We start from the raw sequence: 15,599 nt of genomic DNA on the forward strand, positions 1-15,599 counted from the left end.
TCTTCGACTCGTACTCCACGTGCGCAGCCGCGATCGTGACCGTCTTCGTCTCGTCGCGAACGGTGCCGCCCTTGGCGATGTCGGCGTACTTGATCTCTTTCGCAAGCTTCTGCTTGGACTGGACCTTCACGATGGCCGCCGTGAGCGTGGTCTTGCCGTGATCGATGTGACCGATCGTGCCGACGTTCACGTGAGGCTTGGTTCGAGTGAATTTCTCCTTGGCCATCGTTCTGTCTCCTGACGGTTGCCGACCGAAGCGGTCGCGCTCGCTGTCCTTTCCCTGCGTTTACTGGAGCCCACCATCGGGATTGAACCGACGACCTCGTCCTTACCAAGGACGTGCTCTACCGACTGAGCTAGGTGGGCATGGAGCCGATTCCGGCGGAGCGGGCGACCGGGTTCGAACCGGCGACGTTCAGCTTGGAAGGCTGACGCTCTACCAACTGAGCTACGCCCGCAGATAGAGCTCGGGGGGAGTCCCCCGTTCTCGTTCCACGTAACCGACTGTCTTGGCTCCGCGGGTCGAGACGCCAATCAGCGTCTCGGTGGAGGGTGATGGATTCGAACCATCGAAGGCAATTGCCGGCAGATTTACAGTCTGCTCCCTTTGGCCACTCGGGCAACCCTCCAGATTGTCACAGCTCGCGAGATCCAAGGGCTCGCGGGTCCCCTCTCTACTCTGTTTCGGTCGGTTCGTCTCCTGAGATTTTTGGATCCCGTTCGTCCGAGCCGTCCTGATACTTCGCCCTCGACGGTCCGGTGGAGCTGACGAGGGGACTTGAACCCCTAACCCCCTGCTTACAAGGCAGGTGCTCTACCGGTTGAGCTACGCCAGCGAGTTCCTCCCTCGAAGACAGACGTGTCCCGTCAAAGGGGAGCAGGCTCTTAGCCCCTTGCTTTTGACATGTCAAGCCGGTTGGGAGGTTTTGTGATCCGCGCTCGGCCCCCGGCCCCACGGAGAGCCCGGAATCCATGGGAGACACGGCAGGGCCCGAACCGAGGCAGCCTGGATCGCGGCTCCCGAAGCCAGGAGCCCGGCCGAGGCACGATCCTCGCGACGCGTTCTTCCGCATCTTCTTGCACCACACGCACGCATCTTGCGATGCTCGCGGCGCGTCATGGAGTGTCCCGCCTGTCAACACGCGAACATCGATGGAGCGCGCTTCTGCGCCAAGTGTGGAGCGCCGCTGCCGTCGGCGCCTTCCGAAGAGGACCCGTTGATCGGCTCGATCGTGGGCGGTCGCTACCGCATCACGGGTGTGCTCGGTGAAGGCGGCATGGGCCGCGTCTACACCGCCGAGCAGCAGATGGGCACGACGGTCCGGAAGGCCGCGGTCAAGACGCTCCTCGCGCAGTACGCGAAGGATCCGCAAGTGCTCGCGCGCTTCAACCGCGAGTGCGGCACCGTCGCCGAGCTCAAGCACCCGAACACGATCCAGGTCTGGGACTTCGGGCAAACGAACACCGGCGAGCTCTACATCGCGATGGAGCTGCTCGAAGGAAAGACGGTCGAGGACGACCTCGCGCAGAAGGGGCCGATGCCGGCCGAGCGCGTCGACAAGATCATCGGGCAAGCCGCAGGCTCGCTCCAGGAGGCGCACAGCAAGGGGATCGTGCACCGCGACCTCAAGCCCGCGAACCTCTTCCTCACCAAGATCGACGGCGACGACTTCGTGAAGGTGCTCGACTTCGGCATCGCCAAGCGCGGCGAGCGGCCCGACTCGAAGGAGCAGAAGCTCACGCAACAAGGCACGGTGCTGGGCACGCCGCCGTACATGAGCCCCGAGCAGTTCCGCGGGCAGGAGCTCGACGCGCGCAGCGACGTCTACTCGCTCGCCATCGTCGCGTACGAGATGCTCACCGGGCGGCTGCCCTTCGAAGCAGATACGCCCTGGGCCTGGGCCACGCAGCACCTCACGGCGCAGCCCTCGCCCTTCGAGGTGACGGCCCTCGGCGCGCAGGTGCCGCCGAAGATGAAGACCGCGATCCTGCGCGCGCTCGAGAAGGACAAGAACAAGCGGCAGTCGTCCGTGCGCGAGTTCTACGAGGAGCTCTCGATCGGCGCAGGGCGCGCGTCGCTCGTCGCAGGTGCGACGGGTCAGCAGCAGGTCGCGGGCATGCCGGGCATGCCGAGCGGGCAATACGGCATGCCGAGCGGGCAGATGCAAGGCATGCCGAGCGGGCAATACGGCATGCCGAGCGGGCAATACGGCATGCCGAGCGGGCAGATGCAAGGCATGCCGAGCGGCCCGATGCCGGCGCGTCCCGGCGGGACGCAGATCGGCGAGCCGCTCTTCGCGCAGGGAGCGCCGAGCGCGCCCGGGGGTCGAACGATGGTCGACACGGGGCCAAGCGCCGCCGCGGTCACGCCCGGCCCGATGCCCGCGATGCAGATGCCGCCGCAGCACGGTCACGCGCCGATGCCGATGGGCGGACCGGCCTACCCCGCGCCCCCGCCCCCGCCGCCGATCGGCGCGAGGCAGCAACAAAAGAGCAGCCCGATGCCGATCATCGCGGGCATCGGCGTGCTCGTGGTGCTCGGCATCGTGATCGCGATCGTCGCGACACGAGGCAAGAGCTCGGACGGCGACGGCGAGGTGCTCCTCATGCCGTCCGCGGCCCCCACGACCGTCGTGGTCGCCTCGGATCCGACGCCGAACCCCGCCGACAGCGCGGGCGTCGCGGGGACGGCCTCGTCGGCCGGAGGTTCGGCGCAGTCCGGACAAACCACGGGATCGAACACCGGATCGACCACCGGCACCCCGACCACGACCGCGGGCGGCGGCAGCACCGCCCCGAAGGTCGACCCCGCGGCCGACAAGGCCTGCGACGCGGCCATCGCGTACGCGTACGGCGGCAACACGTCGCTCGCGATCAGCCAGTATCGCTCGTGCACCGGGCCCAAGCGGAGCAAGGCGCTCTCGGCGATCGACGCTTCGGCCGCGCGTGAGGTGAGGGCCAAGGGTTGCGCGGCCAAGCCCATCGCGGATCAAGCGGCGGCGATCGGCGCGAGCAGCGGAAAAAACGCGCTCCCGACGAAGTGCAAGTAGCGGCAAGGGCGCGCCCCTCCCCCATCACCTCCCCCTCCCTCGACAGGCACGTCGGCCGGCCCTAGGTAGGAATTCGCCCTCGTGTCGCCGCGTTTTGACGCGCTTGACGCCCGTTCGACGCGGGTGCTAGATGGATCTTGCGAGCGATGACGCTCGGCAAAAGCCTCTGTTCGCCGGTTCGGCGCAGCGTGTCAAAGGCGACGAGCTGCACATCGCAGCCAAAGTCGGCGCCGATGCCGAGCGGCAGAGGAGAAGGTCGTTCACGGGCAATGGGCAGTAGACGCCGCGGAGCCATGCGGATGACGTGGCTCGACATGTGCCGCTCCGACGAATATCGGGGGCGGTGGGTCGCACTCGACAACATCGACTACGAAGACGGGTCGTCCCAACCCCAGCAGGCCGACGTCGTCGACAGCGACGAGGACCTCGGGGAGTTATGCAGCAGGATGCGCGAGTCCGACCGGACGGCTTGCGCGATCCTGTACTGCGAAGACGACTCGTTCGCGCCGCCCGCCCCCAGGCGGGCCGCCGCGCCGACGCGAGGTGCAGCGCACCGGTAGACAGACAGATCGGCCGAGATCCCGCCTCGACTCCCCCTCCTTTTTTCCTCCGAAACCCCGAAATCAGAAGCCGCCCCGAAGGACGCTCCCCCGAGCGCGTCGGGTCGATCGTTTGAGCTCCAGCGATGGTGGCTCTAACGAAGGATCGGCTTGAGCGTGGGTTTGCCGTCCTTCATCACCACGCTGTAGTCGACCGATTTCTGCGGGTGGGAGGCCTTGAGCTTCTCGGCCTGCTGGCGGAGCTGCTTGGCGAGCCCCTCGTAGGTGACGCCCGCGGTCGACTCCTTCGCCGCGCGCTTGGCCTCGACGTATTGCGCGTAAATCTGGCGGATCCGCGCGTCGGAGAGGTCCTCGGACGAACCCTGGGGCGGGCGAGGACGCTGCGGCGCGGGGCGAGGTCCAGGCTGCGGGCGCGGCTCGGGTGAGGCCGAGGCCTCCGGAGGCGGCGGCGGCGCTTCGGCCGGGGGCTCGGGCGGCGGCGGCGCGACGACCGCGCGCATGTTGCGGCTGCTCTTTCGACGCGAGGACGGCGCCGCCACGCTCGGCGCGGGTTCGTCGGAGACGGTCGGGATCTGGACGGCCCGCGTGCGTGTGCTCGAAGGCCGGCGTCGCGAGGGAGGCGCTTTCGGCTCGCGGGCGTCGAGGTCGAAATCGAGGTCGAGCGGGCGCGCAGAGGCCGGCCCCGCCATGGCCGCTTTGCCTTGCTTGGCCTGGGCCGCGAGCTCGGCGACGCGGCGCTTGCCGAGGTCGGGCGAGGACGGCTGCGGACGTCGCGCGGCCGGCGTTTCGGCCGGCGGCAGAGCCTCGGCGGGCTTCATTTCCACGGGTTTGGCCGCGGACGGCGCCTCGACGGGGCGGCGCATCATCATCATGAGCGGCACGGGCTCGGGCTTCTTCGCGGGCACGGGAGGCGGCGGCGCGGCCGGTTTGCCCGCGGGCGGCGGCGGCGGTGGTGGTGCGGCCGGTCGGCTGGGCGCGGGTGGCGGCGGCGGCGGCCTTCCGACGGGCGGCGGCGGCGGCGCGGCGGGCTTCGGGGGCAGAGGGGGCGGCGGCGGCGCGGCTCTCGCGGGCGGAGGCTCTGCGGTCGTGATCTCGAGCGCGTCGTCGGCGAGCTCTTCGTCCGTGAGCTCCTCGGCGTCGTCGGCGAGCAGGTCCTCGTCGGCGAGCATCTCCTCGTCGATCGTGAGCGCCTCTTTGCGGATGCGGGCGCGGCGCTCTTCCTGCGCGGCGGCGAGCTTCGTGTACTTCTCTTTTTGCTTCTTGCCGAGGATCGTGAGCGCGTCTTTCGCGCCGAAGCGCGCGGCCGCGCGGAGCACGTCGCGCTGGTAGGTGCCGTTCTCGATCTCGCGCGCGACGCGGCCCCAGTACTGCTGGAAGGTGTTGTAGCGCTGGATCAGCGTCTGGAACTTGAAGCGCAGCGCCGTGTTCCGGATCTGCGCGCGGCGCAGGAGCATGATGCGCCGCTCGAGCTCCTTGCGCGGGACGAGGGGCTCGAGCTTCTCGATGCCGAGGAAGTACTGCTCGTAGAGCGCCCGCACCCGCTCGAGTCGGCTGTCGAGATCCTCCAGGGCTCGTTCGACCTCGGCGTGTTCCATGCGGTCAGAGCGGCGTCACCTTCAGGTTGTCGAAGCAGACCGGGACTTCCCAGTCGTTGAAGCCGAAATGCTCGTGCCCAGGGCCCGCGAGCGGCTCCGGATCGGTGAACGTGAAGTACTCGACGCCGTTGATCGACCACACGATCGTCTTGCCGTCCGCGCGCTCGATCTTGAACCGATAGGATTGCCCCGCGGAGACGGGGCGCTCGCGCTCGTCGTCGCTCTTCGGGTCGACGTCGATCTCGAGCCGGTCGTCGCCGTGCTCGTCGATGCGCGCGAGGACGTGCTTCGAGTTGCGCCAGCCGCCGAAGATCGCGAGGTAACTCGTGGCGTTCGTGTACGACGTGCTCGTGGCGCCGCTCTGCCCGTCGCCCCAGAGCTCGACCTTGAGGTCGCCGATCGGGCTCTCGGCGTAGGCGTCGAACTCGATGCGCGCGTTCACGGGCAACCTGCGGCGCAGCCAGACGCCGCGGTTTCGCGCGTTCTTGCCGCAGAGCTTGCCGCCGTCGATGCGCCAGCCGGGCGAGAGCGCGTTCCAGTCCTCGCCGAGCTCGGCGCGGTCGAAGGTGTCCTCCCAGGGCGCGGTGATCGGCGGGCCGGGCGGGACCAGGGGAGCGGACGGAGCCTTGGTTTGTGGGCGCGTGGAGGCCGGACGGGCGGGCTGCGCGGCGCCGGCGTCGGCCGTCGTGGGAGGCCCTTCGGGCACACACGAAACGAGCGTGAGCGAGAGGAGGGCGCACGCGCCGAACGTGGTCGCTCGTCTGAGCACGGCGGCATCGTAGCAGCAGGTGGGGCTCCACCAAAAGGGCCGCGATCGGCGGCGACGCTTGCCCGGCCCTTGGGGCAAGCGTAAGGAAGGGCGGCCATGCATCCGATCCTGTTTCGCGTGCCGCTCCCGAGCACGACGCTGCCCCTCCTCTGGGTCCTCTGCGCGCTCGCGGGGGTCGCGGCGATCGTCGCGATCTACCAGCTCGTGACGAAGAACAGGTCGTTCGCGATCGGCGCGGGCGGCGCGGCGCTGGCCCTCGGCGCCGCCGGGTTCGTGTTTCGCGAGACGACGGTGCCCGTGGGCCCGCTGCCCATCTACAGCTACGGCGTCATGCTCGGCCTGTCGCTCGTCGTGGGCTGGTACTTGACGCTCGGGCTCGCGGAGCGTGATGGCCTGCCGAAGGAGCTGATGGCGAACAACTACGTGGTCACGGCCGTGGCCGCGGTGGTGGGCTCGCGCATCCTGTACATCGTCACGAACCTCGGCGAGTTCGAGTCGCTCGGCGCGATGCTCGACGTGCGCAAGGGCGGGCTCGTGGCGTACGGCGGCTTCCTCGGCGGGTTCATCGGATCGCTCGTGTTCCTGCGGCGGCACGGGATCCCGCTCTTGCCGTGGGCCGACGTGGCGGTGCCGAGCCTGGCCTCGGGCCTGATGATCACGCGCGTCGGCTGTTACCTCTTCGGCTGCGACTTCGGCCATACGCTCTCGAAGACGGCGCCCGCGTGGCTGCAGAAGCTCGGCACGTTCCCGCGCTGGGATCCTTCGCTGATCCCGACCCCGACCGGCGCGCCCGGCGGCTCGCCGGCGTGGATCCAGCACGTGAAGAAGCACCTCATCGAGGACGACGCGACGGCGTCGCTCCCGGTGCACCCGACGCAGATCTACGAGTCGCTCGTGGGCGTGTCGCTGCTCGTGCTCCTGCTCGTCTCGCGGCGGTACCAGAAGTTTCGGGGTCAAATCTTTCTGATCTTCACGTTCGCCTACGGCGTCGGGCGCTTCTCGCTGGAGATGCTGCGCGCGGACGACGAGCGCGGCTGGATCCCGCCCTCGCTGCCGGAGCACATCCTCATCCCGCTCGCCTTCGTGCTCTTCGGCGTGGGTTACGTGGTCGGCGTCTCGAAGATGGTCGAGAACCCGACGATGCGCCGCCTGACGCAGGTGCTCGCGTTCGTGCCGGCCGTCGTGCTCTTCTTCGCGCTCCGGCCCGAGTCGTTCGGCACATCGGAGACGATCCAGCTCTCGACGTCCCAGGCGGTGGCGCTCGGCACGGGCGTCGCGGCGGCGTTCGCGTTCTCGGTGTATCACCAGGCCGCGCTCGCCCACCCCGAGGCCGCGATGGCGATCCCGCTGCCGACGATCGTCGACGACGAAGCCGACGAGGACAAGTCCGAGAGCAAGGTCGCCGACGAGGACGAGGACGAGGACGAGGACGAAGACGAGGCGCCGAAGGTGGTCGCGACCAAGAAAAAGAAGAAGAAGAAGAAGCCGGTGGAGGAAGAGCGCTCTTCCGAGCCGCCGCCGTCCGAGGAGAGCTGACACGTGGAGCTCGCCTGGGGCGAGGCGGGGCTGATCCCCGCGATCGTGCAGGACAGGCTCACGGGGCAGGTGCGCATGCTCGCGTACATGAACCGCGCAGCCCTCGAACGGACGATCGAGACCGGGCGAGCGACGTTCTTCAGCCGATCCCGCGGCGCGCTCTGGGAGAAGGGCGAGACGAGCGGAAACACGCTCGCCGTCGCGGCGATCGTCGCGGACTGCGACGCCGACGCGCTGCTCGTGCTCGTCGATCCAAAAGGGCCGACGTGCCACACGGGCAAACCCGCGTGTTTCTTCCGCCGCGTGGGCGAGGGCGGGGGCGCCGCGGAGACCGGCGTGGACGCCGCGGCGTTCCTCGAGGTGCTCGAGCGCGAGATCGAGGCGCGGCGCACGTCGAGCGCGGAGAGGAGTTACACGCGCTCGCTGCTCGACGGAGGGCCGGCGAAGATCGGCGCGAAGATCCGCGAGGAAGCGGACGAGCTCGTCCGCGCGATCGAGGGCGAGGACGACGGGCGCGTGGCGAGCGAGGCCGCGGATCTCGTGTACCACGTGCTCGTGGGGCTCGCGTCGCGAGGCGTCGCGATGCGCGAGGTCGTGCAGGTGCTCGCGGCGCGCGCGGGCACGAGCGGGCACGAGGAAAAAGCGAAACGATCCGAGCCTCGCTGACAGACGCGACGTGAGGCTCGACCATGCTGCCGGAAGAGGCCGCGGGTCTGGTAGTGTCGGTCTGCGATGACCGGCTTTCGGCCCGCGGGGGCGCCGCAATCCCCCTTCCGTGAGCCTCCGAAGCTGGAGCTCGGACCCTTGTCGGTCGGGCTGCATCAAGCCGCGTCACGCGTGATGAAGCGCCTGCCGAGCGGAGGGCGCATCGTGCGGCAAGCACCCGCGCGGCGCGCGGCGCACACGCAAGGCGCGCTCGGGTGCACGGGGCTCGTGCTCGCCGCGAGCGCCGCGTTCATCGCGGTCACGACGGGGTGGCTGCCGCGCTCGCACCTCGAGGTCGCGATCGTGGTGGCCACCGTGATCGCGGCCGGCGCCTGCCTCGCGGCCGTGCTCCGCGCGCTGGATCGCGCGCGGCCTCTGCCCACCTGCGAGGGCGAGCCGGTGGGGCACGCCGCGCGGCTCGTGGCGCAGAGGCTCGCGCGGCTCTCGACGTGCGCGACCGAGGACGCCGCGCGCTTCGGGCCGAGGCGGATCAACGCGCTCCGGCGCGCGCTCGCGGCGGCCGCAGAGCCCGCGCTCGCGACGTGGATCCCCGACGACGTGCGGGGTCGGGCCGAGCTCTTGCTCGCGCGGGCCATCGTGGCGCAGGCGCGCCCCGGGTGGACGCGGGACGCCGCCCTACGCGCCGAGGTGCGGAGCCTGCTCGTGCGGGCGACGAAGCACCTCGACGAGCCGTCCGTGGCCGAAGCGGACCTCGTGGCGCTCGACGCGGCGCCGCTGCCGCCGAAGGACGAGGCGACGGGCGCGCGCGGCAGGGAGCCGCTCCGGCGGCGCTCGCGGCAGAGGTTCGCGTCCGAGCCGCGCGGGGTGGTGGACGAGGGCGCGGCCGAGGAAGAGGCCCAGCACGAAGAGAACCACGCGCGGGCGAGGCGACTGAGGGAACGGCGGGCCGACGTGATACCCTGAGCCGGCGCTCTGCTCCTTCCTTCTGCCTTCTGCCGGCACAGGTGCACGATGAAGCTCCCCCGCTTGCGCTCCTTCGGCCTCGGGCTCTCGCTGCTCGCGACCGCCGCCTCGATCCCGCTGGCCTGCTCGCCCGACTCCGGCATCACGCCGAACGGCGCGGGCGCGAGCGGCGGCGCGTCGTCGTCCTCGTCCGGCGCGGGCGCGGGCGGCGAAGGCGGCTCGCTCTTCGTGGACTCGGGCGGGACGTGCGGCGATCCGACCGACAAGGACAAGGACCTCATCGCCGATTTCCTCGAGCTCGGCCCGGACAAGGACACCGACGAGGACGGCACGCCCGACGCGCTCGACAACGACAGCGACGACGACGGCGTGCTCGACGCGGACGAAGCAGCGAACCCCTTCCTGCTCCCGGACGAGCCTGGACAGACCCGCGACGACGCCTGTGATCCGCTCGCGGACTCCGACGGCGACGGCGATCCCGACGTGCGGGACCTCGACAGCGACAACGACGGCGTCTCGGATACGCAGGAGTCGAGCTACGACGCGGACGGCACGAAGGGCTGCCGCGTGCGCATCGACTGCGACGAGGATGGCGTCATCGATCTCGTGGAGATCGCGGCAGGCTCGAGCCCGACGGAGAAGGGCTCGGTCCCCGCGGACGCGGGGCTCTACTTCGTCCTGCCGTACCAGGGCGGCCCGCAGAGCAAGGACTTCACCTTCTCGACCGGCGTCGCCAAGGCCGACATCTACTTCCTCATCGACACGACGGCGTCGATGCAGCCCGCGATCGACAACCTCAAGACGTCGATCGACACCGAGATCATCCCGACGATCCTGAACGGCGACCCGGCCGCGAGCCCGCCGATCCCGGCGATCGGCGACGCGTGGATCGGCGTGGGCGAGGTGCGCGACGTGCCTTGGCTCCCGTACGGGCAGGACGGGGATGCCCTCTATCGGTACCGCTTCCAGGTTGGTGCTCAAACGATCGCCGGGGACGTCGCGCCGCCCGTGTTCGACGGGCAGAAGTACACGGCGCCGGCCGCGACGAAGCAGATCCTCGGCACGCTCACGGCCGGGGGCGGCGGCGACGCGCCGGAGGGCACGACGCAGGCGCTCTGGCTCGCGGCGACGAACCCGAACAACTACGCGCTCACGATCGGCGGGATCTGGAACTACCCGCACTACACCTGCCCGCTCGCGGGCCATTTCGGCGCGCCCTGCTTCCGGCCCGAGTCGCTGCCGATCTTCGTGCTCGTCACGGACGCCGCGTTCCACAACGGGCCAAACGCCGTGAACCAGTACGACGGCGCGAAGGTGGGCGGGACCGTGAAGACGTACGGCGACGCGGTGAGCGCGCTGAACACGATCAACGCGAAGGTCGTCGGCGTGCCCGTCGCGACGGGCAGCCCGGGCGCGGCGCGGGCCGACCTCACGGACCTCGCCACGAAGACGGGCAGCCTCTACCACGACCCCGCGTTTGGCGGGAAAGACTACCCGCTCGTGCCGAAGACGGACGTGGGCAGCGGCTCGGTGTCGACGGAGATCGTGCGGCTGCTCGGCCTGCTCGCGGGCTCGGGCCTGCACGACGTGACCACGGCGCACGAGAACTACGCCTGCGACGGCGGCGTGGATTGCACGGGCGACGGCGTGCCGGACCTCGCCTACCAGAACCCGCCGGTCGATCAGGGGATGGCGCCCTTCGACGCGAGCACGCTCATCACGAAGATCGAGACGCTCGAGAGCCCGGCGATGCCCCTGCCCTACGCGAGCCGCACGGAGAGCACGTTCTACGCGCTGCAGGGCGACGCGCCGGTGAGCTTCCGCGTCCACGCCGAGAACACCACGATCAAGCCCGCGACCTTGCTCGTGATGCGCGCCTTGATCCGCGTGCGCACGCCCGAGGGCCAGGTCCTCGGCGGCAAGAACGGGATCAAGCTCGTGTACTTCGTCATCCCGCAGTACATCCCCAAGGTGAAGTGAGCGCGCGTTCGCTCGTCTTCATCGCTGCGCTCGTGATCACGGCGGCGACGCCCTCGCTCGCCGTGGCGGCCGATCCTCCCGCGAGCGCGACGGCTGCTCCCGAGGCGCCGCAGCGGGCGCGCCTCCGGTACACGCTCGAAGGGATCGAGCTGCGCGGCAACGTCCGCACCGCGGGGCGCGTCGTGCTGCGCTACGTGAAGTTCCGCGCGGGGGATCTGCTCGACGTGGACGACCCGGAGCTCGAGCTCACGCGCTACCGGCTGCTCGGGACGGGGTTTTTCGCGCAGGTGGATCTCAGCCTGCGCAAGGGATCGCGGCGCGGGGCGGCCGTGCTCATCATCGAGGTCGTCGAGCGCAACACGCTCGTCGTGCAGAACCTGTGGGCCGGCGTCGCCGCGGACGAGGACACGGCCGGCAACGCCCGCCCGCTCTCGGCCTTCCTCGGCGTGCAGGTGGCCGAGACGAACCTCGCGGGCACGGGCATCACCCTCGGCGCGGGCGTCGCGCTCGCCGCCGATCAGTACGCGTTGCGCACGAGCTTCGTGGATCCCTCGTTCGTCGGGACGGGCTGGTCGGCCGCGCTCACCGTGCTCTACAACGACGCGCGCGACTTCTTCGGCAACCGCGAGGTCCTCTTCGAAGCGCCGCAGATCGCGCAACGCGAGGTGACGGACTACGCCGTCGTGGCCTATCGCCGCTTCGGCGCCACGGTCGGGACGGGCCACGATCTCGGCGTCTCCTCGTCCTTCGCGTTCGACTACCACCTCGAGCAGATCGACGCGACCGTGCCCGTCGCGGCCTCGCACATGCGCGGCCTCTCGCGCGAGCCGATCGACTTTTCGATCCAGCCGGGCCGCAGCGTGCTCTCCACGGTGCGCGGCACGCTCACGTACGACACGCGCGACGCGCCGTTCCTGACCGCGCGTGGCACGCTCGCGCAGGCCTCCGTGACGGTGGGGCTGCCGGGCAGTGATTACAGCTTCCAGAAGTTCGAGGCGACGCTCCGGCGCTGGTGGCGGCTGCCGTGGCGGCACGTCGTGCGCTTCGACGTGTACGCCGGCGCGATCGCGGGCGACGCGCCCTTCTTCGAGCAGTTCTACGTCGGAGATTTCACCGACCTCTTGCCCGATCGCCTGCTCGCGCTGGCGCCCGATCGCAGGCAGCCGCCGAACCTGCTCGGCACGGACATCATCGAGGTCCGTTACGGCGATCTCGCCGCGAAGATCGAGGGCGAGTACCGCATCCCGCTCTACACGGGGCGCGAGTCGGTCTACGGCGTGGACCTCTTCGCCTCGGCGGGCCTCTACGCGGTGGCCACGCATCGCGAGATCACGAACCCGCCGACGGGTTACGAGGGCTGGTCGCGCCTGCCCGTCGACGTCACGGGCAACCTCGGCTTGCGCCTCGACACGAAGCTCGGCGGCGTCTCGCTCGCGTTCTCGAACGTGCTCGGGCTCGTGGCCGCGCGCAACGGGGAACGCAAATGACGCGGCGGGCGGCGCTCTTCGCGCTGGCCCTCGCCGCCCTCTTCGCCCGGGCAGAGACCGCGCGCGCGGAGCCGCCGAAGACGCCGGCGTCGCTGCCGTCGAGGAGCGCGACCTTCGCGCTCGAGGCCAAGCAGGCGGTGATCAGCGTGGCGTTCCGCGACGTGGTCGACGCCGAGATCCAGAAGAAGCTCTCGAGCGGCCTGCCCACGGTGATCGTGCTCCGCGCCTGGATCTTCCGCGAGGGCGGCGCCGAGCCCGTCGCGCTCACGGCGAAGACCTGCCGCGTCGTCTACGATCTCTGGGACGAGGTGTTCCGCGTGCAGATCACGCAGCCCGGAGGCCTCGTCGACACCGTCGCCGTCAACATCGAGGGCGTGCTGCGCCAGTGCGCCGAGGCCCGGAAGCTTCGCTTGATCGAGCGCTCGCAGCTCGACGACGCGGGCCGTTATTTCGTGGCCGCGCTCGTCGAGGTGAACCCGATCAGCCAGGAGACGCAGGAGCGCATCAAGCGCTGGGTGACGCGCCCGAAGGGCTCGGCCGCGATCGGCCCGGGCGACTCGCTCTTCGGCTCGTTCGTGGGTCTCTTCGTCGCGCGGATCGGCGACGCGGATCGGAAGCTCGCGTTCCGGACGCAGGTGTTCACCCCGCCGAACCCGCCGCCTCCCGAGAAGAAGCCTTGAAAAAAGGAAGGTCGGTTGGGAGCGCGCTCAGGCGCAGAGCGCCGCGATCTCGGGCTCTCGTTCCATCCTGTGGGGCGCTTCGGCGGCCTCGTCGCCTCCCCGCACGACGGCCTCGAACGCGCTGCGCAGCTTCGACTTCGTGCGGGCCTCGAGCTGGCGCACGCGCTCGCGTGAGACGCCGAGGCGGCGGCCGAGATCCGCGAGGCTCACCTCGTCGTCCTCGGAGAGCAGCCGCTCCTCCACGATCAGCCGCTCTCGTGGATCGAGCGCCTTCCACACCCGGCCCACCACGCCGCGCACGAACGCGTCGCGCTCCGCGCTCGCCGTGAGGTGCTCCGGATCCGACGACGGATCCCGGAGCGTCTCCAGCAGCGTGGGCCCTCCATCCGCGTGCGACTGCGCGTCGAGCGACGCGTCGCGCGCCCCGACCCTCTGCGACATCGAGCGGATCGAGTCCTCCGTCGTCTGGAACCGGGTCGCGAGCAGCGCGTCGATCGACGCGTCGCCCTCGCCGAGCTGCATCTCGAGCTTCGCCCGCTCGCGCCGCAGCCGGAAGAACGTCCTCGACACGAGCGCCCCCGTCCCGCCGCCGACGATGCTCCACTCGCGGAGCAGGTGGTCCACGATATAGGCGCGGATCCAGTAGATCGCGTACGTCTTGAAGCGCAGGTTGCGCGACGGCTCGAAGCGCCGCACCGCCTCCAGGAGGCCGAGGTTGCCCTCCTCCACGAGGTCCGCGAGCTGCATCCCGTAGCCCCGGTACTGCGAGGCCACCTTCACCACGAACTGCAGGTGGCTCTCCACGAGCGCGTTCCCTGCCGCATGATCTCCCTCGCGCCGATAACGCCAGGCGAGCTCGAGCTCGGCCTCGCGATCGAGCACCTGATACCGCTGAATGGCCGCGCGATATGCCCCGAACGGCGACTGCGCCGAGGCCGAGAGCGAGCTCTCGGACCGCGGCCTCTGCAGCGCCGAATCAGGGCGCGGTGCTTTTGGGGCGAGGCCGCTCCTTGGGCGCACCTCGGAGTCCGCAGGTGGATCCGACGAGGGTGGCGGCTCGGCTGCGCGTTCGTCGCGCGCCGCTGCTCCGAAGACGTGCTCGTTCGGCACGCGTGTCGCCGGGGCGCCGTCGAGGTGCAAGAGGGCGCGGTAAATAAAGCCGCGCGTCCGCTTCTTGTGACCACCGAGGATCGGCTGGATCGTGTTCGGGCTCGTCGTGTAGCCGAGCGCCTCGACCTCGCGCGAGATCTGGATCGCGAGCTTGCGCATGGTCATGCCCGGGTGCGTGACCACGTATTTGCGGGCGAGCTCCGCGATGGGCGCGGCCTTGACCCACGCGAGATCGAGCTCGGCGCCGGCCGGCGGCGGGGCCTTCGTCTCGAGGTCCTGGGACGCGCTCGTCGCCGTGTCTGCGCGCAGGATCGACTCGATCGCGCTCGACATCGAGCGCCTCACGCGACGCGCGCGGCCGTCGACGAGCTTCTGGACGTGCGGCAGCCCGATCACGATGCCTCGCTCGGCGAGCCTCTGCTTCAGCAGGATCGCGAGCCTGCGTGACGACGGCTCCTTGCGCTCGATCTTCCAGGCCTTCGCGAGCTCGTGGATCCGGCGCGCGTTCTCGAAGGCGCGGCCCTCCTGCGCGCCGCGGATCTCGCGCGACATGCTCTCGATCCGCGCCTCGGCGTCGGCCGGCGACGTCACCCCGTCGTGGCAGAGCAGCGAGAAGAGCGCGTCCTGGATCTCGCGCCGGACGAGGCGCTGCTTGCCGGCGAGGATGCTCTGCAGCGAATCGACGTTGAGGCGGATCCCGATCTGCTCGAGCTCCTCGCGCAGGCGGAAGGCGAGCGCGCGCTTCGATCGCTCGGGGTGCAGGTAGAGCCAGAGCTGCGCGAGGGGCAACATCCGCTCGCAGGCGATGTACGTCGGCGTCGTCGCCGCGGACGCGCCGGAGAGCCCGGCCTCGGCGAGGGCCTGCTCGATCGCGGTGACGGCGTCCTCGCCGCCGGCGTCCGCGATCACCTCGCGCAGCGCGCGCTCCACCTCGGGCGGCACCGTCGCCACGGAGCCCGAGAGCTGCCGCTTCAGCGTGCGCAGGTGGTAGCGGATCCCGCGCCCGGCGAGCCGCTCGCGCAGCTCACGCGCGAGGGCCTCTCGCGACAGGCTCGGGCTCCGCTGCAGGTGCAGGGCCGCCGCAGCTCGGAACGCGGCGCCCGGGATCCGCTCGGGCGTGTCTGCAATCGCCGCCGGCATCGTCACGCTCATCTCCACGACCGACCTCCCTGCCCCCACCTGAACACTAGACAAACATACTCG

General features: G+C 70.3%; 12 protein-coding genes and 4 tRNA genes. 8 read left to right on the forward strand and 8 right to left on the reverse strand.

From position 1 onward, the window contains the following. The 5 genes from GF068_RS37555 to GF068_RS37575 all read right to left on the reverse strand — a co-directional run. On the reverse strand, window positions 1-226 hold a 226-nt coding region (locus GF068_RS37555; RefSeq protein WP_240808005.1), incomplete at its 3' end, for a GTP-binding protein. A 64-nt stretch (window positions 227-290) separates the two neighbouring features. Next, a tRNA-Thr gene (locus GF068_RS37560) sits at window positions 291-366 on the reverse strand. 19 nt (window positions 367-385) lie between these two features. Beyond that, window positions 386-458: transfer RNA gene (locus GF068_RS37565), tRNA-Gly, on the reverse strand. 88 nt (window positions 459-546) lie between these two features. After that, window positions 547-629 (reverse strand) — tRNA-Tyr (locus GF068_RS37570). Between the two features lie 131 nt (window positions 630-760). Further along, window positions 761-836: transfer RNA gene (locus GF068_RS37575), tRNA-Thr, on the reverse strand. Window positions 837-1,118: 282 nt separating this feature from the next. On the opposite strand from GF068_RS37575, the gene GF068_RS37580 reads away from it, so the two are divergent. Then, window positions 1,119-3,050: a protein kinase domain-containing protein gene (locus tag GF068_RS37580; protein WP_153824376.1), complete on the forward strand. Its 1,932-nt coding sequence runs from the start codon at window positions 1,119-1,121 to the stop codon at window positions 3,048-3,050. 293 nt (window positions 3,051-3,343) lie between these two features. Continuing rightward, window positions 3,344-3,610, forward strand: a complete 267-nt coding sequence (locus GF068_RS37585) for a hypothetical protein (protein WP_153824377.1) — start codon at window positions 3,344-3,346, stop codon at window positions 3,608-3,610. A gap of 134 nt (window positions 3,611-3,744) precedes the next feature. On the opposite strand, the gene GF068_RS37590 is transcribed toward GF068_RS37585, so the two are convergent. Both GF068_RS37590 and GF068_RS37595 read right to left on the reverse strand, forming a co-directional pair. Then, window positions 3,745-5,205: an MXAN_5187 C-terminal domain-containing protein gene (locus GF068_RS37590; RefSeq protein WP_153824378.1), complete on the reverse strand. Its 1,461-nt coding sequence runs from the start codon at window positions 5,203-5,205 to the stop codon at window positions 3,745-3,747. Between the two features lie 4 nt (window positions 5,206-5,209). Next, window positions 5,210-5,974, reverse strand: a complete 765-nt coding sequence (locus tag GF068_RS37595; RefSeq protein WP_206079636.1) for a hypothetical protein — start codon at window positions 5,972-5,974, stop codon at window positions 5,210-5,212. Between the two features lie 96 nt (window positions 5,975-6,070). Here GF068_RS37595 and GF068_RS37600 point away from each other — a divergent pair, with 96 nt between their 5' ends. The 6 genes from GF068_RS37600 (at window position 6,071) to GF068_RS37625 (ending at window position 13,286) form a co-directional block, all read left to right on the forward strand. After that, window positions 6,071-7,510: a prolipoprotein diacylglyceryl transferase gene (locus GF068_RS37600; protein ID WP_153824379.1), complete on the forward strand. Its 1,440-nt coding sequence runs from the start codon at window positions 6,071-6,073 to the stop codon at window positions 7,508-7,510. 3 nt (window positions 7,511-7,513) lie between these two features. Next, complete coding sequence (hisIE, locus tag GF068_RS37605; protein ID WP_338046734.1) at window positions 7,514-8,176, forward strand: bifunctional phosphoribosyl-AMP cyclohydrolase/phosphoribosyl-ATP diphosphatase HisIE; 663 nt, start codon at window positions 7,514-7,516, stop codon at window positions 8,174-8,176. A gap of 66 nt (window positions 8,177-8,242) precedes the next feature. Further along, window positions 8,243-9,139 (forward strand): hypothetical protein, encoded by an 897-nt coding sequence (locus GF068_RS37610; protein ID WP_153824380.1) that lies wholly within the window; start codon window positions 8,243-8,245, stop codon window positions 9,137-9,139. Between the two features lie 48 nt (window positions 9,140-9,187). Further along, window positions 9,188-11,119: a hypothetical protein gene (locus GF068_RS37615; protein ID WP_153824381.1), complete on the forward strand. Its 1,932-nt coding sequence runs from the start codon at window positions 9,188-9,190 to the stop codon at window positions 11,117-11,119. After that, window positions 11,116-12,606, forward strand: coding sequence for a BamA/TamA family outer membrane protein (locus tag GF068_RS37620; RefSeq protein ID WP_338046735.1), 1,491 nt, complete (start codon window positions 11,116-11,118; stop codon window positions 12,604-12,606). The genes GF068_RS37615 and GF068_RS37620 overlap by 4 nt, the downstream gene beginning before the upstream one ends. Further along, window positions 12,603-13,286 carry a hypothetical protein gene (locus GF068_RS37625; protein WP_153824382.1) on the forward strand — a complete coding sequence of 228 codons (684 nt, stop codon included), beginning with the start codon at window positions 12,603-12,605 and terminating at the stop codon, window positions 13,284-13,286. Before GF068_RS37620 ends, GF068_RS37625 begins: the two co-directional genes overlap by 4 nt. Before the next feature lie 27 nt (window positions 13,287-13,313). Here the strand turns inward: GF068_RS37625 and GF068_RS37630 are convergent, their stop codons facing one another. Then, window positions 13,314-15,548, reverse strand: coding sequence for a sigma-70 family RNA polymerase sigma factor (locus tag GF068_RS37630; RefSeq protein ID WP_240808023.1), 2,235 nt, complete (start codon window positions 15,546-15,548; stop codon window positions 13,314-13,316). Between the last annotated feature and the right edge of the window lie 51 nt (window positions 15,549-15,599).

The organism is Polyangium spumosum (genome assembly GCF_009649845.1).
Classification (GTDB): Bacteria; Myxococcota_A; Polyangia; order Polyangiales; family Polyangiaceae; genus Polyangium; species Polyangium spumosum.